The 15,539-nt window shown below is 61.7% G+C and carries 14 protein-coding genes; 6 read left to right on the top strand and 8 right to left on the bottom strand.

All coding sequences use genetic code 11. From position 1 onward, the window contains the following. Positions 1 to 7: 7 nt before the first annotated feature. Positions 8 to 1,138, top strand: a complete 1,131-nt coding sequence (locus GH769_RS23260; protein ID WP_032902267.1) for a TIGR03364 family FAD-dependent oxidoreductase — start codon at positions 8 to 10, stop codon at positions 1,136 to 1,138. Then, on the top strand, positions 1,135 to 1,692 hold the full coding sequence (locus GH769_RS23255) for a phosphonate degradation HD-domain oxygenase (protein WP_032902268.1): 558 nt from the start codon (positions 1,135 to 1,137) through the stop codon (positions 1,690 to 1,692). The genes GH769_RS23260 and GH769_RS23255 overlap by 4 nt, the downstream gene beginning before the upstream one ends. On the opposite strand, the gene GH769_RS23250 is transcribed toward GH769_RS23255, so the two are convergent. Next, the gene (locus GH769_RS23250; protein ID WP_019817769.1) at positions 1,689 to 3,056 is read right to left on the bottom strand and encodes a DUF3482 domain-containing protein; all 1,368 of its coding nucleotides are present in this window, start codon (positions 3,054 to 3,056) and stop codon (positions 1,689 to 1,691) included. The two genes, GH769_RS23255 and GH769_RS23250, sit on opposite strands and share 4 nt — an antisense overlap. Then, positions 3,049 to 4,428, bottom strand: coding sequence for a DUF2868 domain-containing protein (locus tag GH769_RS23245; RefSeq protein ID WP_032902269.1), 1,380 nt, complete (start codon positions 4,426 to 4,428; stop codon positions 3,049 to 3,051). Before GH769_RS23245 ends, GH769_RS23250 begins: the two co-directional genes overlap by 8 nt. Before the next feature lie 69 nt (positions 4,429 to 4,497). On the opposite strand from GH769_RS23245, the gene GH769_RS23240 reads away from it, so the two are divergent. Beyond that, positions 4,498 to 5,010, top strand: a complete 513-nt coding sequence (locus GH769_RS23240; protein WP_019817767.1) for a dihydrofolate reductase — start codon at positions 4,498 to 4,500, stop codon at positions 5,008 to 5,010. A gap of 85 nt (positions 5,011 to 5,095) precedes the next feature. Here the strand turns inward: GH769_RS23240 and GH769_RS23235 are convergent, their stop codons facing one another. Continuing rightward, complete coding sequence (locus tag GH769_RS23235; protein ID WP_014720352.1) at positions 5,096 to 6,487, bottom strand: L-cystine transporter; 1,392 nt, start codon at positions 6,485 to 6,487, stop codon at positions 5,096 to 5,098. A 242-nt stretch (positions 6,488 to 6,729) separates the two neighbouring features. On the opposite strand from GH769_RS23235, the gene GH769_RS23230 reads away from it, so the two are divergent. Beyond that, complete coding sequence (locus tag GH769_RS23230; protein WP_032902270.1) at positions 6,730 to 7,791, top strand: hypothetical protein; 1,062 nt, start codon at positions 6,730 to 6,732, stop codon at positions 7,789 to 7,791. A gap of 191 nt (positions 7,792 to 7,982) precedes the next feature. Here the strand turns inward: GH769_RS23230 and ilvD are convergent, their stop codons facing one another. The 3 genes from ilvD to GH769_RS23215 all read right to left on the bottom strand — a co-directional run bounded on the left by ilvD (position 7,983) and on the right by GH769_RS23215 (position 12,565). Further along, complete coding sequence (ilvD, locus tag GH769_RS23225; RefSeq protein WP_003195159.1) at positions 7,983 to 9,824, bottom strand: dihydroxy-acid dehydratase; 1,842 nt, start codon at positions 9,822 to 9,824, stop codon at positions 7,983 to 7,985. Positions 9,825 to 10,052: 228 nt separating this feature from the next. Continuing rightward, positions 10,053 to 11,243, bottom strand: coding sequence for an MFS transporter (locus GH769_RS23220; protein ID WP_032902271.1), 1,191 nt, complete (start codon positions 11,241 to 11,243; stop codon positions 10,053 to 10,055). Positions 11,244 to 11,368: 125 nt separating this feature from the next. Next, positions 11,369 to 12,565, bottom strand: a complete 1,197-nt coding sequence (locus tag GH769_RS23215) for a class I SAM-dependent rRNA methyltransferase (protein ID WP_005792302.1) — start codon at positions 12,563 to 12,565, stop codon at positions 11,369 to 11,371. Between the two features lie 277 nt (positions 12,566 to 12,842). Between GH769_RS23215 and GH769_RS23210 the strand changes: the two genes are divergently transcribed. Both GH769_RS23210 and mutM read left to right on the top strand, forming a co-directional pair. Continuing rightward, positions 12,843 to 13,655 carry an HDOD domain-containing protein gene (locus GH769_RS23210; protein ID WP_177324614.1) on the top strand — a complete coding sequence of 271 codons (813 nt, stop codon included), beginning with the start codon at positions 12,843 to 12,845 and terminating at the stop codon, positions 13,653 to 13,655. A 21-nt stretch (positions 13,656 to 13,676) separates the two neighbouring features. Continuing rightward, positions 13,677 to 14,489: a bifunctional DNA-formamidopyrimidine glycosylase/DNA-(apurinic or apyrimidinic site) lyase gene (gene mutM / locus GH769_RS23205; RefSeq protein ID WP_014720348.1), complete on the top strand. Its 813-nt coding sequence runs from the start codon at positions 13,677 to 13,679 to the stop codon at positions 14,487 to 14,489. Positions 14,490 to 14,612: 123 nt separating this feature from the next. On the opposite strand, the gene GH769_RS23200 is transcribed toward mutM, so the two are convergent. Then, entirely contained in the window at positions 14,613 to 14,864 is a 252-nt protein-coding gene (locus tag GH769_RS23200) for a YfhL family 4Fe-4S dicluster ferredoxin (RefSeq protein WP_003195146.1), read from the bottom strand. A gap of 102 nt (positions 14,865 to 14,966) precedes the next feature. Then, entirely contained in the window at positions 14,967 to 15,446 is a 480-nt protein-coding gene (gene coaD, locus GH769_RS23195; protein ID WP_003195136.1) for a pantetheine-phosphate adenylyltransferase, read from the bottom strand. Positions 15,447 to 15,539 lie beyond the last annotated feature (93 nt).

The raw sequence follows: 15,539 nt of genomic DNA, 5'->3' as shown, positions 1-15,539 counted from the left end.
GGACAGTATGAGTAGTGATCTGTTAGTCGTCGGCGCCGGCATCCTCGGTCTCTCCCACGCCTATGCCGCCGCCAGGCGCGGCCTCAAGGTCAAGGTGTTCGAGCGAAGCGCCACGCCATTGGGCGCCTCAGTGCGCAACTTCGGCCAGGCGCTGGTCACCGGTCAACCACCAGGGCCAATGCTCGACCTGGCGCGGGAAAGCCGCGAAATATGGGGCCAGTGGGCGCAAGCGGCGGGCCTGGCGCTCAAACGCAATGGCTCGTACCTGTTCGCCCGCACCGAAGCCGAAGAGCATCTGCTCGAAGCCTTCTGCGCCGGGCGCGCGCGGGAGCACGGCTACAACGTCGAGCTGCTGCAGGGCGCTGTCATGAACGACCTGTACGCCGGCCAGTTCCGCCATCACCGCGCCGCACTGCATGGCAAGGACGACCAGCAACTGTATTCCCGCGAGGCCATCCCGGCGCTGATCCATTACCTGAGCCAGGCGCTTAACGTGGAATTTCACTTCTCTACCCTGGTGCGCGAGGTTGAACCGGGCCAGTTGCACAGCACGGCAGGCCGCTTTCGCGGCGAGCAGATCATTGTTTGCTCCGGCCACGACTATCAAACCCTGCTGGCCGACGCCATCGCCGCGCTCAACCCGCAAACCTGTCGCCTGCAAATGCTGCGCGCCCGGCCAGTGCTCAACCTGAACCTGCAACATGCCTTGCTCACCGGCTTGAGCTGCGTGCACTACGGCGCCTTTGCCGACCTGCCGGAAGCGGCCGCCGTGCAGGCGCAGATCTTGCGCGAAACGCCGTACCTGCACGAGCACGGCATTCACCTGTTGATCAGCCCTACGCCCCATGGCGAGTTGATCATCGGTGACTCCCACCATTACGACAGCGATCCGTCGCCCTTCAACGCCGAGCAGGTGGATGACTGGCTGATCGAACTGGCGCAACAGACCCTGGGTTGCAAGGTCCAAGTGGTGGAGCGCTGGCAGGGCGTCTACGGTTCGCGCGGGCCTGGGCCGTTTTCGTTTGTGCAGGCGGCACCTGGCGTCAGCGCTGCCTTGATGCACACCGGCGTAGGGATGAGCGTGGGGCCGGCGATGGCCGAGCGTAATATCAGCACACTGTGGGGCGCGACGCGATGAGCCCGGAACAGGCGATTGCCCAAGTGTTTGGCTTGTACGAGCAACATGGCACGGCTGACTACATCGGCGAGCCGGTGTCGCAAATCGAGCACATGTCCCAGGCCGCGCAATTGGCCATGGCCGAAGGTTTTGACGACGAGGTGGTGCTGGCGGCGTTTTTCCACGACATCGGCCATCTCTGCGGCCAGGGCGGCGCGAACATGGGCGGTTATGGCGTGGTCAGCCACGAGCGGCTGGGCGCCGATTACCTGCGCCGAGCAGGCTTCAGCGAACGCCTGGCCAGGCTGGTGGAATACCACGTCCAAGCCAAGCGTTACCTGACCTTCAGCCAACCGGACTATTTCGCCCGCTTGAGCGAAGCCAGCCGTCGCACTCTGGCTTACCAAGGCGGCGTCATGAGCGCAGAAGAGGCTCGGACCTTTGAGCAAGACCCGTTGTATGCCGTGAGCTTGCGTATGCGCCACTGGGACGAGCAGGCCAAGCAAATGCAGGTGCCGGTGCTGGACCTTGAGGTGCTTAAGGCCAAGGCCCGGCAGGTGCTGATGACTGCTTAGGTCTCGTCGAGGCGCATGGCAAGGGCTTCGACCTGTTCTTGACGCTCGGCCTGGCTTAGTTTGGCGTGGGGATTGAGGGACGACCATTGCGGATAGGCGCGGGCCTTGTTCAAGGCGTCGGGCAGTTTGCCCTCGCGCCAGGTTTTGTCCTGGGGTGTGTCGACCTTGATGCTGTGCATTGCCGCATGGCCGCGCAGGTTCAGGGCCTTGAGCAACTGGCGCTGGCGCAGGGCGAGCAGGCGCAGCACGCTGTCATCGACGGTGAGTTCGCGTTGACCCTTGATCTTGCCCATCAGGCGGCTGCCGTAGCTGCGCGCGGTTTGCAGCGCACCGCCGGCAATCGCGCCCGCCAGGGCAGCAGCGCCCAGCGTCAGGCCGCCGACCAGGAGGTCCACGCCCGCACCGGCGGCTGCGCCGGCGGCGATCCCCCCACCCACCCGCACGCCCAGTTGCTTGAGGGTTTCGGGGTTGAACAGGTCGTCGCCCCAGCGCCCATCCAGTAGCGGCAGGTCGCTGGCCGCCGCGTCCTGTGGGCGAAAGCCGTACAGCTTGAGCAGGGCATCAACACACTTTTGTTCCCGTTGGCGCACCGCTTTGCGCAGATCGCCGATGGCTTGCTGCTCATCTTCGGTGAGGACACTGCGACGGCAGGCCGCGCAGTCGATCAACAGTTCGGCGATCAAGCGGGCGGCGCTTTGCTGGCGGGCCTGGCGCTGGGCTTCTTGATCGAGGATCAGGCGTTCCAACTGCGGCCGTGAGTTTTCCAGCAGCAGGGCCAGGCTTTCATACAGCCGGCGTTCGCCGTCTTCGGGCGGTGCCACGCTGTCGAAACGCACCAGCGCATGCAGGCCGAGGCGGGCCAGGGCTTCGCGCCAGTCCGGTTCACGGTGGTCGCTGCTGCTGACAAAGTTGAGCACCGGCAACAACGGCTTGCCGCAACTGGCCAGCACTTGCAGTTCGTCGCGGTACTTGGCCAGCACCGGCTCGCGAGCGTCGATCACGTACAGGCCGGCATCGGAGGCCAGCAACTGGCGCAGCACCTTGGCTTCCTGTTCGAAACGCTGGCGCGCCTCGCTGCCTTCCAGGAAACGCGCCAGCCGCGCAGGGCCATCCAGGCGTTCGCCGGGGCGGTCGAGGCGCTCCAGGTAATCGAGCAGGGCGATGGCGTCTTCCAGGCCGGGAGTGTCGTACAGCTCCAGCAAAGCTTCGCCATCTACCGATAGGCGTGCACCTTCCACGTGCCGCGTGGTGCTGGGGCGATGGGACACTTCGCCAAAGCCGACATCGCGGGTGAGGGTGCGCAACAATGAGGTTTTGCCCACGTTGGTATGGCCGACCACGGCGAGTTTCAGCGGTTTAGTCATGACCTGTCTCCAGCCAAGTGAGCGGCGCGCAATCGGCAAACGACACTTCAAGCTGTCGCAACGCGGCATGCCAGTCGCCCAGGCGCTCGGCGTCCAGCGCCTGGCCCGGTGGTGCCTGCAGCAGCCATACGCGGGTGTCGGTGGCGCTGCGTGCCAGCTCGGCGATCAGCGCCAGGCTGCCACGGTCGGGCGAGCGGCGCGGGTCACAGGCGATGGCCAGGCGCGCGGGTGGGAAACGGCTGAGTTGCTCCAGCAGTTTGTGGCGTGATTCGCGGCTGTCGAGGATGCCGGCGTTCTTGACGTTGGCAGGCAGTTTAGGGGGCCAAGGGTGTTGGTCGTCGAGTTCGATGGCGACCAGCAAGGCGCCATCACTCTGCAGCTCACTTGCGCCGCCGCTGATCGGGTGCAGGTGTTCGGGCGCCACATCGTTGACCCCCAGGCGCTCGCTGCTGGGCATCAGGCGTTCGCGCAGTTGGGCGTAGCCGGGCAGGTTGAGGTCCAGGCGCAACGCTGCGCGCCCGCGTTTCCATCGCCACAGGCACAGCAAGGCAAGGATCAACCGCGGCAGCAGGCCGTAGACCAGCAACACGCCCACCAGCCAGGCCGCCCAGGCCTGGCGGGCGCTTTCGATATTCAGCGCGGAGTCGCCGCTGGCGCGGATCATCTCCACGGTGGGCACATTGAAACCGAGCAGCGCCGGGAGTGTGCCAAGGGCCTGGGTCACGGCGACAAAGGTATCGGCGCCGAGAATGGTGGTTTCCCACACAAACCCGTAGCGGCGGGTGGCGAGCAGGGTCAGCAGGATCACCAGGGCGCTGAGCAAGGCCAGCAACCACAAGCTGTTGACCAGCACACCCACCGCCCAGCGATTGAGTTTTTGCCGTTGCAGCAACAGCAACAATGCTGGGGCCAGTTGCGCGGCCTTGGCGTCACGCGCCAGTTTCTCGCTGAGCCACAACCACAGCCGGCCAAGGCTGGCGCTGTGTTCACCGGCAAACAGCAGGCCCAGGGCCCAACTGATCAGCAAGATCAGGTTCAGGCCGAGCAGGCTGCCCAAGGCCCAGAACACATTCACCGGGGCCAGGCCATTGCCCAGCGCGGCGAACGCCAAACCGGCGCCACTGATGACGGCGACCACCGCCAGTAACACCAGGGCCAGGCGTGCGCCTTGCAGCCAGCGGCTGAGCGCGGCGGCCAAACCATCGCGCTCGGCCAGGTGCAGCGCACGCTGCTGGATGCGCGAGGGCAGGTCGCCCCCGGCGGTGCGGGCCAGGCGGTTGGCTTCCAGGTCTTCCAGGGGGCCGGCGTGTTCTTCGCGCAGGCGCACGGTTTCTGTCAGCCAAAGTCTGTGCAGCGGGTTCAGTGCAGTCACGCGCCGTCCTGTCGAGTTGATGAGGTTGGAGCATAACCGCTGGCTCGCCGCTCTGGTATTCTCGTCGCCATGAAAAAAACACTCCCTTTAAGCCTGATCGCAGCCCTCGGTGAAAACCGTGTGATCGGCGTCGACAACAGCATGCCCTGGCATTTGCCGGGGGATTTCAAATATTTCAAGGCCACCACGCTCGGCAAGCCGATCATCATGGGGCGCAAGACCTGGGACTCCCTGGGCCGACCGCTGCCGGGGCGCTTGAACCTGGTGGTCAGCCGTCAGACCGATCTTGTGCTGGAAGGTGCGCAAGTGTTTCCGTCACTGGACGCAGCGGTAGAGCGGGCTGAGGAGTGGGCCAAGGCGCAAGGCGTGGACGAGCTGATGCTGATCGGCGGCGCGCAGTTGTATGCGCAGGGGCTGGAACAGGCCGATCGCTTGTACCTGACCCGCGTGGCGCTGAGCCCGGAAGGGGATGCGTGGTTTCCAGAGTTTGATATGAACCAGTGGAAGCTGGTGTCGAATGTCGAGAATCCGGCTGAAGGTGATAAGCCGGCCTACAACTTCGAAGTGTGGGAAAAAGCCTAAAAGCATCGCAGGCAAGCCAGCGCCCACAGTTTGATGTGTGAATACATTCAAATGTGGGAGCTGGCTTGCCTGCTATAGCGGTCTATCAGACCTGCGCTAACTCGGCATGCTCATCGGCATCCAGCAAGGCCTTATCCGTCTGCCCCATGATCTGGCTGGTAATCGCCCCCGCCGTCATCGAACCATTGACGTTCAACGCCGTGCGGCCCATGTCGATCAGCGGTTCCACGGAAATCAACAGCGCCACCAGTGACACCGGCAAGCCCATGGCGGGCAGCACGATCAGCGCGGCAAAGGTCGCACCGCCGCCTACGCCGGCAACGCCCGCCGAACTCAAGGTCACAATCGCCACCAGGGTTGCGATCCACAGCGGGTCCAGCGGGTTGATGCCCACGGTCGGCGCGACCATCACCGCCAACATCGCAGGGTAAAGACCGGCGCAGCCGTTCTGGCCGATGGTCGCGCCAAACGAGGCGGCGAAACCGGCGATGGATTGCGGAATGCCCAGGCGACGGGTCTGCGCTTCAATGCTCAGCGGGATGCTTGCAGCGCTGGAGCGGCTGGTAAAGGCAAAGGTCAGTACCGGCCACACCTTGCGGAAGAAGCGCAGCGGGTTGATCCCGGCCAGGGACAGCAGCAGGCCGTGCACCACGAACATCAGGCCCAGGGCCAGGTACGACACCACCACGAAACTGCCCAGCTTGATGATGTCTTGCAGGTTGGAACCGGCGACCACTTTGGTCATCAGCGCCAGCACGCCGTAGGGGGTCAGCTTCATCACCAGGCGCACCAGGCGCATCACCCAGGCTTGCAGGGTGTCGATGGCGTTAAGGACTTTCTGGCCTTTTTCCACGTCGTCCTTGAGCAGTTGCAGCGCGGCAACTCCAAGGAATGCGGCGAAAATCACCACGCTGATGATCGACGTCGGCTTGGCCCGGGCCAGGTCGGCGAACGGGTTGGCCGGCACGAACGACAGCAGCAACTGCGGGATATTCAGGTCGGCAACCTTGCCAGCGTAATCACTCTGGATCACTTGCAGGCGCGCCATTTCCTGGGTGCCGGCCACCAGGCCTTCGGCGGTGAGGCCGAACAGGTTGGTCAGGCCGATGCCGATCAGCGCCGCGATGGCCGTGGTGAACAGCAGCGTGCCGATGGTCAGGAAGCTGATCTTGCCCAGGGACGAGGCGTTGTGCAGGCGCGCCACGGCACTGAGGATCGAGGCGAACACCAGCGGGATCACGATCATTTGCAGCAGCTGCACATAGCCGTTGCCGACCAGGTCAAACCAGCCGATGGAGGCTTTGAGCACCGGGTTGCCGTCGCCATAGATCGTGTGCAACGCCGCGCCGAACAGCACGCCCAGCACCAGGGCGAACAGCACCTTCTTGGCCAGGCTCCAGTTAGTACGGCGAGTTTGTGCCAGGCCCAGCAACAGGGCCACGAACACCAATAAATTGAGAATCAGGGGCAGATTCATTGAAGCTCCGTTGAGAAGGCAGCCAATCGCGTGAGCCTGCGATTGCGAACCGGGAAGCCTAACAGCTTGAAATATATTGATTTAATACCAATATGGAATGGCGACTGTCGTTTTTGGAATAAGCGTTTGACGCCCAGGCGTATGCCCTTGGCGCAATCGCGACGTCAGCGGTCGCGCTCGGGCGATAACTGTCATACGGATTTGTTAGCGTCGATGTCTTTCACTTGAGGGAGACAACGCCTATGAAGCTCGCGCCGAAACTATTGGTATCCGCCGCCTTTTGCCTCGGGCTCGCCAGCCAGGCGTTTGCCGCCACCGAGTTGAAACACTGGCCGGCACCTGCCGCCAAACAACTCAACGAAATGATCGCCGCCAATGCCAACAAGGGTAACTACGCGGTGTTCGACATGGACAACACCAGCTACCGCTATGACCTTGAAGAGTCGCTGCTGCCGTTCATGGAAAACAAGGGCCTGATCACCCGCGAAACCATGGACCCTTCGCTCAAGCTTATCCCCTTCAAAGACACCGCCGACCATAAGGAAAGTCTGTTCAGCTACTACTATCGCCTGTGCGAAGTCGACGACATGGTCTGCTACCCGTGGGTTGCGCAGATTTTTTCCGGCTTCACCCTCAAGGAACTCAAAGTGCAGGTCGACGAACTGATGGCCTCCGGCAAGCCCGTGCCGGTCAGCTATTTCGAAGGCGACGTGGTGAAAAAATCCGAGGTACAGCCGCCGAAAGTCTTCACCGGCCAGGCCGAGCTGTACAACAAACTGATGGAAAACGGCATCGAGGTCTATGTGATGACCGCCGCGTCCGAGGAACTGGTGCGCATGGTCGCGGCTGATCCGAAGTACGGCTACAACGTCAAACCCGAGAACGTCATCGGCGTGACCACGATGCTCAAGGACCGCAAGACCGGCGAGCTGACCACCGCACGCAAACAGATCACTGCCGGCAAGTATGACGAGAATAGCAACCTCGGCCTGGAACTGACTCCCTACCTGTGGACCCCGGCGACCTGGATGGCCGGTAAGCACGCGGCGATCCTCACCTACATCGACGAATGGAAAAAACCAGTGATTGTCGGCGGTGACACACCGACCAGCGATGGCTACATGCTGTTCCACGATGTGGACGTGGCCAAGGGCGGCATCCACCTGTGGATCAACCGCAAAGACAAGTACATGACCCAACTCAACGGCATGATCGCCAAGCACGCGGCGGCGCAAGCCAAGGAAGGGCTGCCGGTGACGGCGGACAAGAACTGGGTGATCGTGAAACCGGAGGAGATTCAGTAAAGAGCCTTAAGTCGAAGTGCAGTCACTGTGGGAGCTGGCTTGCCTGCGATGCAGACACCTCGGTACTTCATGTACTCCGAGGTGATGCAATCGCAGGCAAGCCAGCTCCCGCATTTGATCTCCAATGTCTTGGGGTTTTTCTGCAGACAAAAAAAGCCCCGCACCTGGCGGGGCTTTTTTATGCGCGGGGCTTACAGGCCGTCGAGCATGGCTTTGTTGCGCACCGCACCCTTGTCGGCGCTGGTGGCCAACAACGCGTAGGCCTTCAACGCGGTGGTGACTTTGCGCGGGCGCTTCTCCACCGGCTTCCAGCCTTTCTTGTCCTGCTCAACCCGGCGTGCTGCCAGTTCTTCATCGCTGATCAACAGGTTGATCGAGCGGTTCGGAATGTCGATCAGCACCTTGTCGCCATCCTGCACCAGGCCAATCGCGCCACCGGCAGCGGCTTCCGGGGAAGCGTGGCCGATGGACAGGCCCGACGTGCCGCCGGAGAAACGGCCGTCGGTCAGCAGGGCGCAGGCTTTGCCCAGGCCTTTGGATTTCAGATAGGACGTGGGGTAAAGCATCTCCTGCATACCCGGGCCGCCTTTAGGGCCTTCGTAGCGGATGATCACGATGTCGCCTTCCTTGACTTCGTCCGCGAGGATGCCGCGTACCGAGCTGTCCTGGCTTTCGTAGATCTTGGCGCGGCCTTCGAAAACGTGGATGGATTCATCCACACCTGCCGTTTTCACCACACAGCCGTCGAGGGCGATGTTGCCGTACAGCACGGCCAGGCCGCCTTCTTGCGAGTAGGCGTGCTCGACACTTCGGATGCAGCCGTTTTCACGGTCGTCGTCCAGGGTGTCCCAGCGGGTCGACTGGCTGAACGCGGTCTGGGTGGGGATACCGGCCGGGCCGGCCTTGAAGAAGGTGTGCACGGCTTCGTCGTCAGTCTGGGTGATGTCCCATTTGGCGATGCCTTCGGCGATGGACTTGCTGTGCACGGTTGGCAGGTCGGTGTGCAGCAGGCCGCCACGGGCCAGGGAGCCGAGGATCGAGAAGATCCCGCCGGCGCGGTGCACGTCTTCCATGTGGTACTTCTGGATGTTCGGCGCGACCTTGCACAGCTGTGGCACGTGACGGGACAGGCGGTCGATGTCGCGCAGGTCAAAGTCGATCTCGGCTTCCTGGGCGGCAGCCAGCAAATGCAGAATGGTGTTGGTGGAACCGCCCATGGCGATGTCCAGGGTCATGGCGTTTTCGAACGCCTTGAAGTTGGCGATATTGCGCGGCAACACCGACTCATCGTTCTCGCCGTAGTAGCGCTTGCACAGCTCGACGATGGTACGGCCGGCCTGCAGGAACAACTGCTCGCGGTCGCTGTGAGTGGCCAATGTGGAACCGTTGCCCGGCAAGGCGAGGCCCAGGGCTTCCACCAGGCAGTTCATCGAGTTGGCGGTGAACATGCCGGAGCACGAACCGCAGGTCGGGCAGGCGCTGCGCTCGTATTCGGCGACCTTCTCGTCAGAAGCGCTGGAATCGGCGGCGATTACCATGGCGTCGACGAGGTCGAGGCCGTGGGAGGCGAGTTTGGTCTTGCCGGCTTCCATCGGCCCGCCGGAGACGAAGATCACCGGGATGTTCAGGCGCAAGGCAGCCATCAACATGCCGGGGGTGATCTTGTCGCAGTTGGAGATGCACACAATGGCGTCGGCGCAGTGGGCGTTGACCATGTACTCCACGGAGTCAGCGATGATCTCGCGGCTCGGCAGGGAATACAGCATGCCGTCATGGCCCATGGCGATGCCGTCGTCCACGGCGATGGTGTTGAATTCTTTAGCCACGCCACCGGCGCGTTCGATCTCGCGGGCGACCAGTTGGCCCAGGTCCTTGAGATGGACATGGCCCGGCACGAACTGGGTGAACGAGTTGGCAATCGCGATGATCGGCTTCTTGAAGTCGTCATCTTTCATCCCCGTGGCACGCCACAGTGCGCGCGCGCCGGCCATGTTGCGGCCGTGGGTGGATGTTTTCGAGCGGTAATCAGGCATTGGAGCACTCCGGGCGGCTAATCAAGTACTAAAGGGGAGTGAGCTTCTAATTGACGACTGGAACACTCAGAAAATGGCCGTGTGTCCGGAAGTTGCCACTCGCGTCGCGGGATCGCCGCGTGCTTGGGCCTCGAGCTCATAAACCCGCCGGGGATGACTGGCGATGAATAGGGCCGATTCTACACCGCTGGCGGCTGGAGGGAATGGGCGCAACCTTGAAGTTAGCCGCTACAGGACGTGCGGGTGCCGCCGTGCCCATGAGTTCAACGCAAGGGCGGCAAGGCTCAGGATCAGAAAACACAAGCCAAGCGCAGTACTCAACTGGTGGGTAAAGGTGCTGATAAACGCACTGATACAGCCGCCAGCAATGAACAGCACTGCCGCAACGGCGGAAGCTGCGGCTCCCGCATTGTCTGGAAACAGGCTCATGGCCTTGGAGTTGGAAATGGGCCGGGTGATGGTGGTGCCCGCCGTGCAGAGCAGCATGGGCACCAACACTGTCGGGGTTGATAAGCCGAACAGGTAGGCCAACAGCAGCATGACCACGCCAGAGATAGCGATCAGAACCAACCCGACTGCCATCTGGGTAGCCGCCGCCAGCCGTTTGTGCAGGACGCCGGCACAGAGGCCTCCCACTACGTAGGCGGCGCCGTAGAGAAGCAAGGTCAATGAGTACTCATGGGGTGACAGCTTTAACTGGTCCATGAAAATGAGCGGTGACACAACGATGAATGAGAAATGACAGGCGAAGGTGATCGCGGAGATCGTGGCGTAGCTGGCGAAATGTCTGTTGGCGAAAACCTTGGCGTAGGCCCTGAAAATACCCCGCTCGCTTGGCGCGGTTGGAGGGAAGCCGCCATGCAGTAATCGGTGAGCCATAATCCACGTTGCAGCACAGAGGGCGATAAACGCGTAGAAGCTGGCTTTCCATCCCCAGTGCAATTGCAGCCATGCGCCCAGCACTGGGGAAATCGAGATGAAAATGCCTCCGGCCATGGCCATTGCTATGCGCAACCGCTCCTGTTCCCTGCCGAAAAAAAGGTCCTGCACCAGCGCTTGGGACAGTATGAAACCACCGCAGCCTATGGCCTGAATGACTCGAAAGAACAGGAATTGGGGCGTGTTTCTGGCGGCCAGACACCCGACTGCACCCAGGATGGCTACTACCATACTGGCCAGGAGTAGCTTCTTGCGACCGATTCTGTCGGACAGCGGGCCGATCAGCAGCATTGAGCAGGAAAATCCAATGGCGAACAGGCTGACGGATCGAGCGATATGGGTGGTCGAGGTATGGAAGTGTTCAGCCAGGGCGGGAAAGGAGGGCAGTACGACGTCAAGGGGGAAGACGCCCAGCAAAGTCATGGTCATCAGCCAGAAAACCAAGAGCGGTTTTTCAGCCTGTGTAATTGCCTTCGACATGCGCGAGCCTCGGTTCCATGAGAGGGGCGAGGATCGAGTCTGCGCTACGGAAAGTCAAAGCCTGGGGCAGTACGACATTTCCTAAAAGCCTGTAGGAACCCGCAAGTCCCTACAGGGGAACAGCATCAGCTATTGGGTAGCAACCGGCAGGTAATGCTCTTGATGTAGCGCGTCTCGACAATCGCCGGGTGCACCGGGTGGTCCGGGCCTTGGCCGCCGCGTTCGAGCATCTGGATGTTGCGGTCCAGATGGCGGGCGCTGGTGAGCAGGATGTTTTGCAGGTCGTCTTCCGGCAGGTGCATGGAGCACGAGGCGCTGACGAGGATGCCGTCTTTGCTGAGCAGGCGCATGGCTTGCTCGTTGAGGCGGCGGTAGGCGCCTTCGCCGTTTTTCATGTCTTTTTTGCGCTTGATGAAGGCCGGTGGGTCGGCGACGATCACGTCGAAGCGCTCTTCGCTGGCTTTCAGTTCTTTCAACGCCTCAAAGACGTCGCCTTCGATGCAGGTCATCTTCTCGGCAAAGCCGTTCAGCGCGGCGTTGCGCTCTACGCCGTCGAGGGCGAAGGCCGAAGCGTCGACGCAGAACACTTCACTGGCGCCAAAGGCTGCAGCTTGCACGCCCCAGCCGCCGATGTAGCTGTACAGGTCCAGTACACGCTTGCCCTTGGCATACGGGGCCAGGCGGGCGCGGTTCATGCGGTGGTCGTAGAACCAGCCGGTTTTCTGGCCCTGGATCACCGGGGCTTCGAACTTGACGCCGTTCTCTTCCAGCGCCACCCACTCCGGCACCAGGCCGAATACGGTTTCGACGTAGCGGTTGAGGCCTTCGGCGTCGCGCGCGGCGGAGTCGTTCTTGAACAGGATGCCGCTGGGCTTGAGCACTTGGGTCAGCGCGGCGATCACATCTTCTTTATGCGCTTCCATGGTCGCCGAGGCGATCTGTACCACCAGGATGTCGCCGAAACGGTCGACCACCAGGCCCGGCAGCAGGTCGGAATCACCGTAGACCAGGCGGTAGAACGGCTTGTCGAACAGGCGGTCACGCAGGGACAGCGCGACGTTGAGGCGGTGCACCAGCAGCGACTTGTCCAGCGGCAACTTGATGTCGCGCGACAGCAGGCGGGCGCAGATCAGGTTGTTCGGGCTCATGGCCACGATGCCCAGGGTCTTGCCGCCGGCCGCTTCCAGGATAGCCTGGTCGCCTGCCTGGAAGCCGTGGAGTGGGGTGGCGGCCACGTCGATTTCGTTGCTGTAGACCCACAGGTGGCCGTTGCGCAAACGACGATCGGCGTTGGCTTTGAGACGCAGGCTTGGCAGGGACATGACGTCGCTCCGGAAAAAAGAGCGGGAGTATACCCTTTGCGCACTCTTTCATGTGGGAGCTGGCTTGCCTGCGATGCGGGCGGCGCGGTGTATCAGACGTACGGTGGTGATGCTATCGCAGGCAAGCCAGCTCCCACATTCGATCGGGTTTCACTTGGGTTTTTGGGTGTCGGCCACATCGGCATAAGGGGTAGAATTCGCGCCTAGCCCAGAGTGTGTACTTATGTCCCAAGAGCTTTCCCCCGAGCAGATCCAACAGGCCCTGCAAGGCATCAGCGTGCCGCCTCAACCGCAAATCATGGTGGATTTGCAGATGGAGCAGTACATGCCCGATCCGGACCTGGAAGTGATTGCGCGGCTGATCTCCCAGGACCCGGGCTTGTCCGGTGCACTGCTCAAGATCGTCAATTCGCCGTATTACGGCCTGAGCAACAAAATCGCTTCGATCCAGCGTGCGGTGAACCTGCTGGGCAGCCGTTCGATCATCAATTTGATCAACGCGCAGTCGATCAAGGGTGAGATGTGCGACGACACCATCGTCACCCTCAACCGCTTCTGGGACACCGCCCAGGATGTGGCCATGACCTGCCTCACCCTGGCCAAGCGCACCGGTTCCCAGGCCGTGGACGAAGCCTATGCCTTGGGCCTGTTCCATGATTGTGGCGTGCCGCTGATGCTCAAGCGCTTCCCCAATTACATGGCGGTGCTGGAAGATGCATACGCCAATGCCGCCCCGGATTGCCGCGTGGTCGACACCGAAAACAAAGCGTTCCACACCAACCATGCGGTAGTCGGCTACTACACCGCCAAGTCCTGGCGCCTGCCGGAGCATGTCACCGACGCCATCGCCAATCACCATAACGCCCTGGCGATTTTCAGCGATGAGACGTCGCGCAACCCACAGCTCAAGAACCTGCTGGCCATTTTGAAGATGGCCGAGCATATCTGTTCGTCCTATCGCGTACTGGGCAATCAGCCAGTGGATCATGAGTGGAACGCCATCGGCCATCTGGTGCTGGATTACGTGGGCCTGTCGGACTACGACTTCGAGAGCCTGAAGTTGTCGATCCGCGAACTGGGCGCGCACTGACCCGTCATTCAAGAGGTACATATGCCCGAGTTACCAGAAGTCGAAACCACCCGACGCGGCATTGCCCCGCATCTGGAAGGCCAGCGCGTCAGCCGCGTGGTGGTGCGTGAGCGGCGCCTGCGCTGGCCGATTCCGGAAGACCTGGATGTGCGCCTGTCAGGGCAGCGCATCGTGCTGGTGGAGCGCCGGGCCAAATACCTGTTGATCAATGCCGAAGTGGGCACCTTGATCAGCCACCTGGGCATGTCGGGCAACTTGCGCCTGGTGGAAGTCGGCATGCCCGCGGCCAAGCATGAGCACGTGGATATCGAGCTGGAATCGGGCATGGCCCTGCGCTACACCGACCCGCGGCGCTTCGGTGCGATGCTCTGGAGCCACGACCCGCACAACCATGAGCTGCTGATGCGGCTGGGGCCGGAGCCGTTGACCGACCTGTTTGATGGCGAGCGCTTGTTCCAGCTGTCTCGCGGTAAGTCCATGGCGGTGAAGCCGTTCATCATGGACAACGCGGTGGTGGTGGGCGTGGGCAATATCTATGCGACCGAGGCGCTGTTTGCAGCTGGGATTGACCCACGCCGCGCCGCCGGGGGTATTTCACGCGGGCGTTATCTGAAGCTGGCGATTGAAATCAAGCGGGTGCTGGCTGCTGCCATCGAGCGGGGCGGCACCACGTTGCGGGACTTTATCGGCGGCGATGGGCAGCCGGGGTATTTCCAGCAGGAACTGTTCGTGTATGGCCGGGGCGGCGAGGCATGCAAGGTCTGCGGCACTGAGCTGCGCAATGTGGTGCTGGGGCAGCGGGCGAGTGTGTTTTGCCCCAGGTGTCAGAGCTGATTGCTGGGTGAAGGCTGATATTGCTATCGCAGGCAAGCCAGCTCCCACATTTGAATGTATTCATATATCCAAGTGTGGGAGCTGGCTTGCCTGCGATGAGGCCCTTACGGGCAATGAAGAGGCTTAGGCCTTACCGGTAATCTTGCGGTACTTCTCCATCAACTGCTCTTCCGTCTCAGGGTGTGCCTCGTCCAGCGGAATGCAATCCACCGGGCATACCTGCTGGCACTGCGGTTCGTCGTAGTGACCGACGCACTGGGTGCACAGGTTAGGGTCGATCACGTAGATCTCTTCGCCCTGGGAAATGGCGGCGTTCGGGCACTCGGGTTCGCAGACGTCGCAGTTGATGCAATCGTCGGTGATGATCAGGGACATGGAAACTCCTGCCAGGGCACTCTGCCAAGGCATCTGAAAACTAATGCGCGCAATTGTGCCGCATTGGCGCCCGCAGTGCGAGCAGGCACCGACCGAGCAGCCTTACTTCTTGAAGCGCAGCGTCAGCGCATCGGCCACCGCTGGATGCACGAACTTGGTGATATCTCCGCCCAAAGCGGCGATTTCACGAACCAACGTCGAGGAAATGAACGAATAACGCTCCGACGGCGTCAGGAACAGGCTTTCCACGTCCGGCGCCAATTGGCGGTTCATGTTGGCCAGCTGGAATTCGTATTCGAAGTCCGACACCGCACGCAGGCCACGCAGGAACACATTGGCGTTCTGCTCCTTGGCGAAATGCGCCAGCAATGTCGAAAAGCCCACTACTTCCACATTCGGCAGGTGCTTGGTGACCTCTTGCGCCAGCTCCACACGTTGTTCCAGGGGAAACAGCGGGTTTTTCTTGGGGCTGGCCGCGACCGCGATGATCACATGGTCGAACAGGCGAGAGGCGCGTTCGACCAGATCGCCATGGCCTTTGGTAATCGGGTCGAAGGTACCTGGGTACAACACTCGGTTCATCGCGTCGTCCTGGCGGAGTCCGTTGGGGAACCGGATGGTATCGCAGCATTACCGGTGGGCCAAGTCGACTTATGTAGATAGATACCGTGAATA

Source organism: Pseudomonas sp. CFSAN084952 (assembly GCF_009648855.1).
GTDB classification, from domain to species: Bacteria; Pseudomonadota; Gammaproteobacteria; order Pseudomonadales; family Pseudomonadaceae; genus Aquipseudomonas; species Aquipseudomonas paracarnis.
Note: the sequence above shows the minus strand (reverse complement) of the source record. Positions and strands in the feature narration are given on the sequence as shown.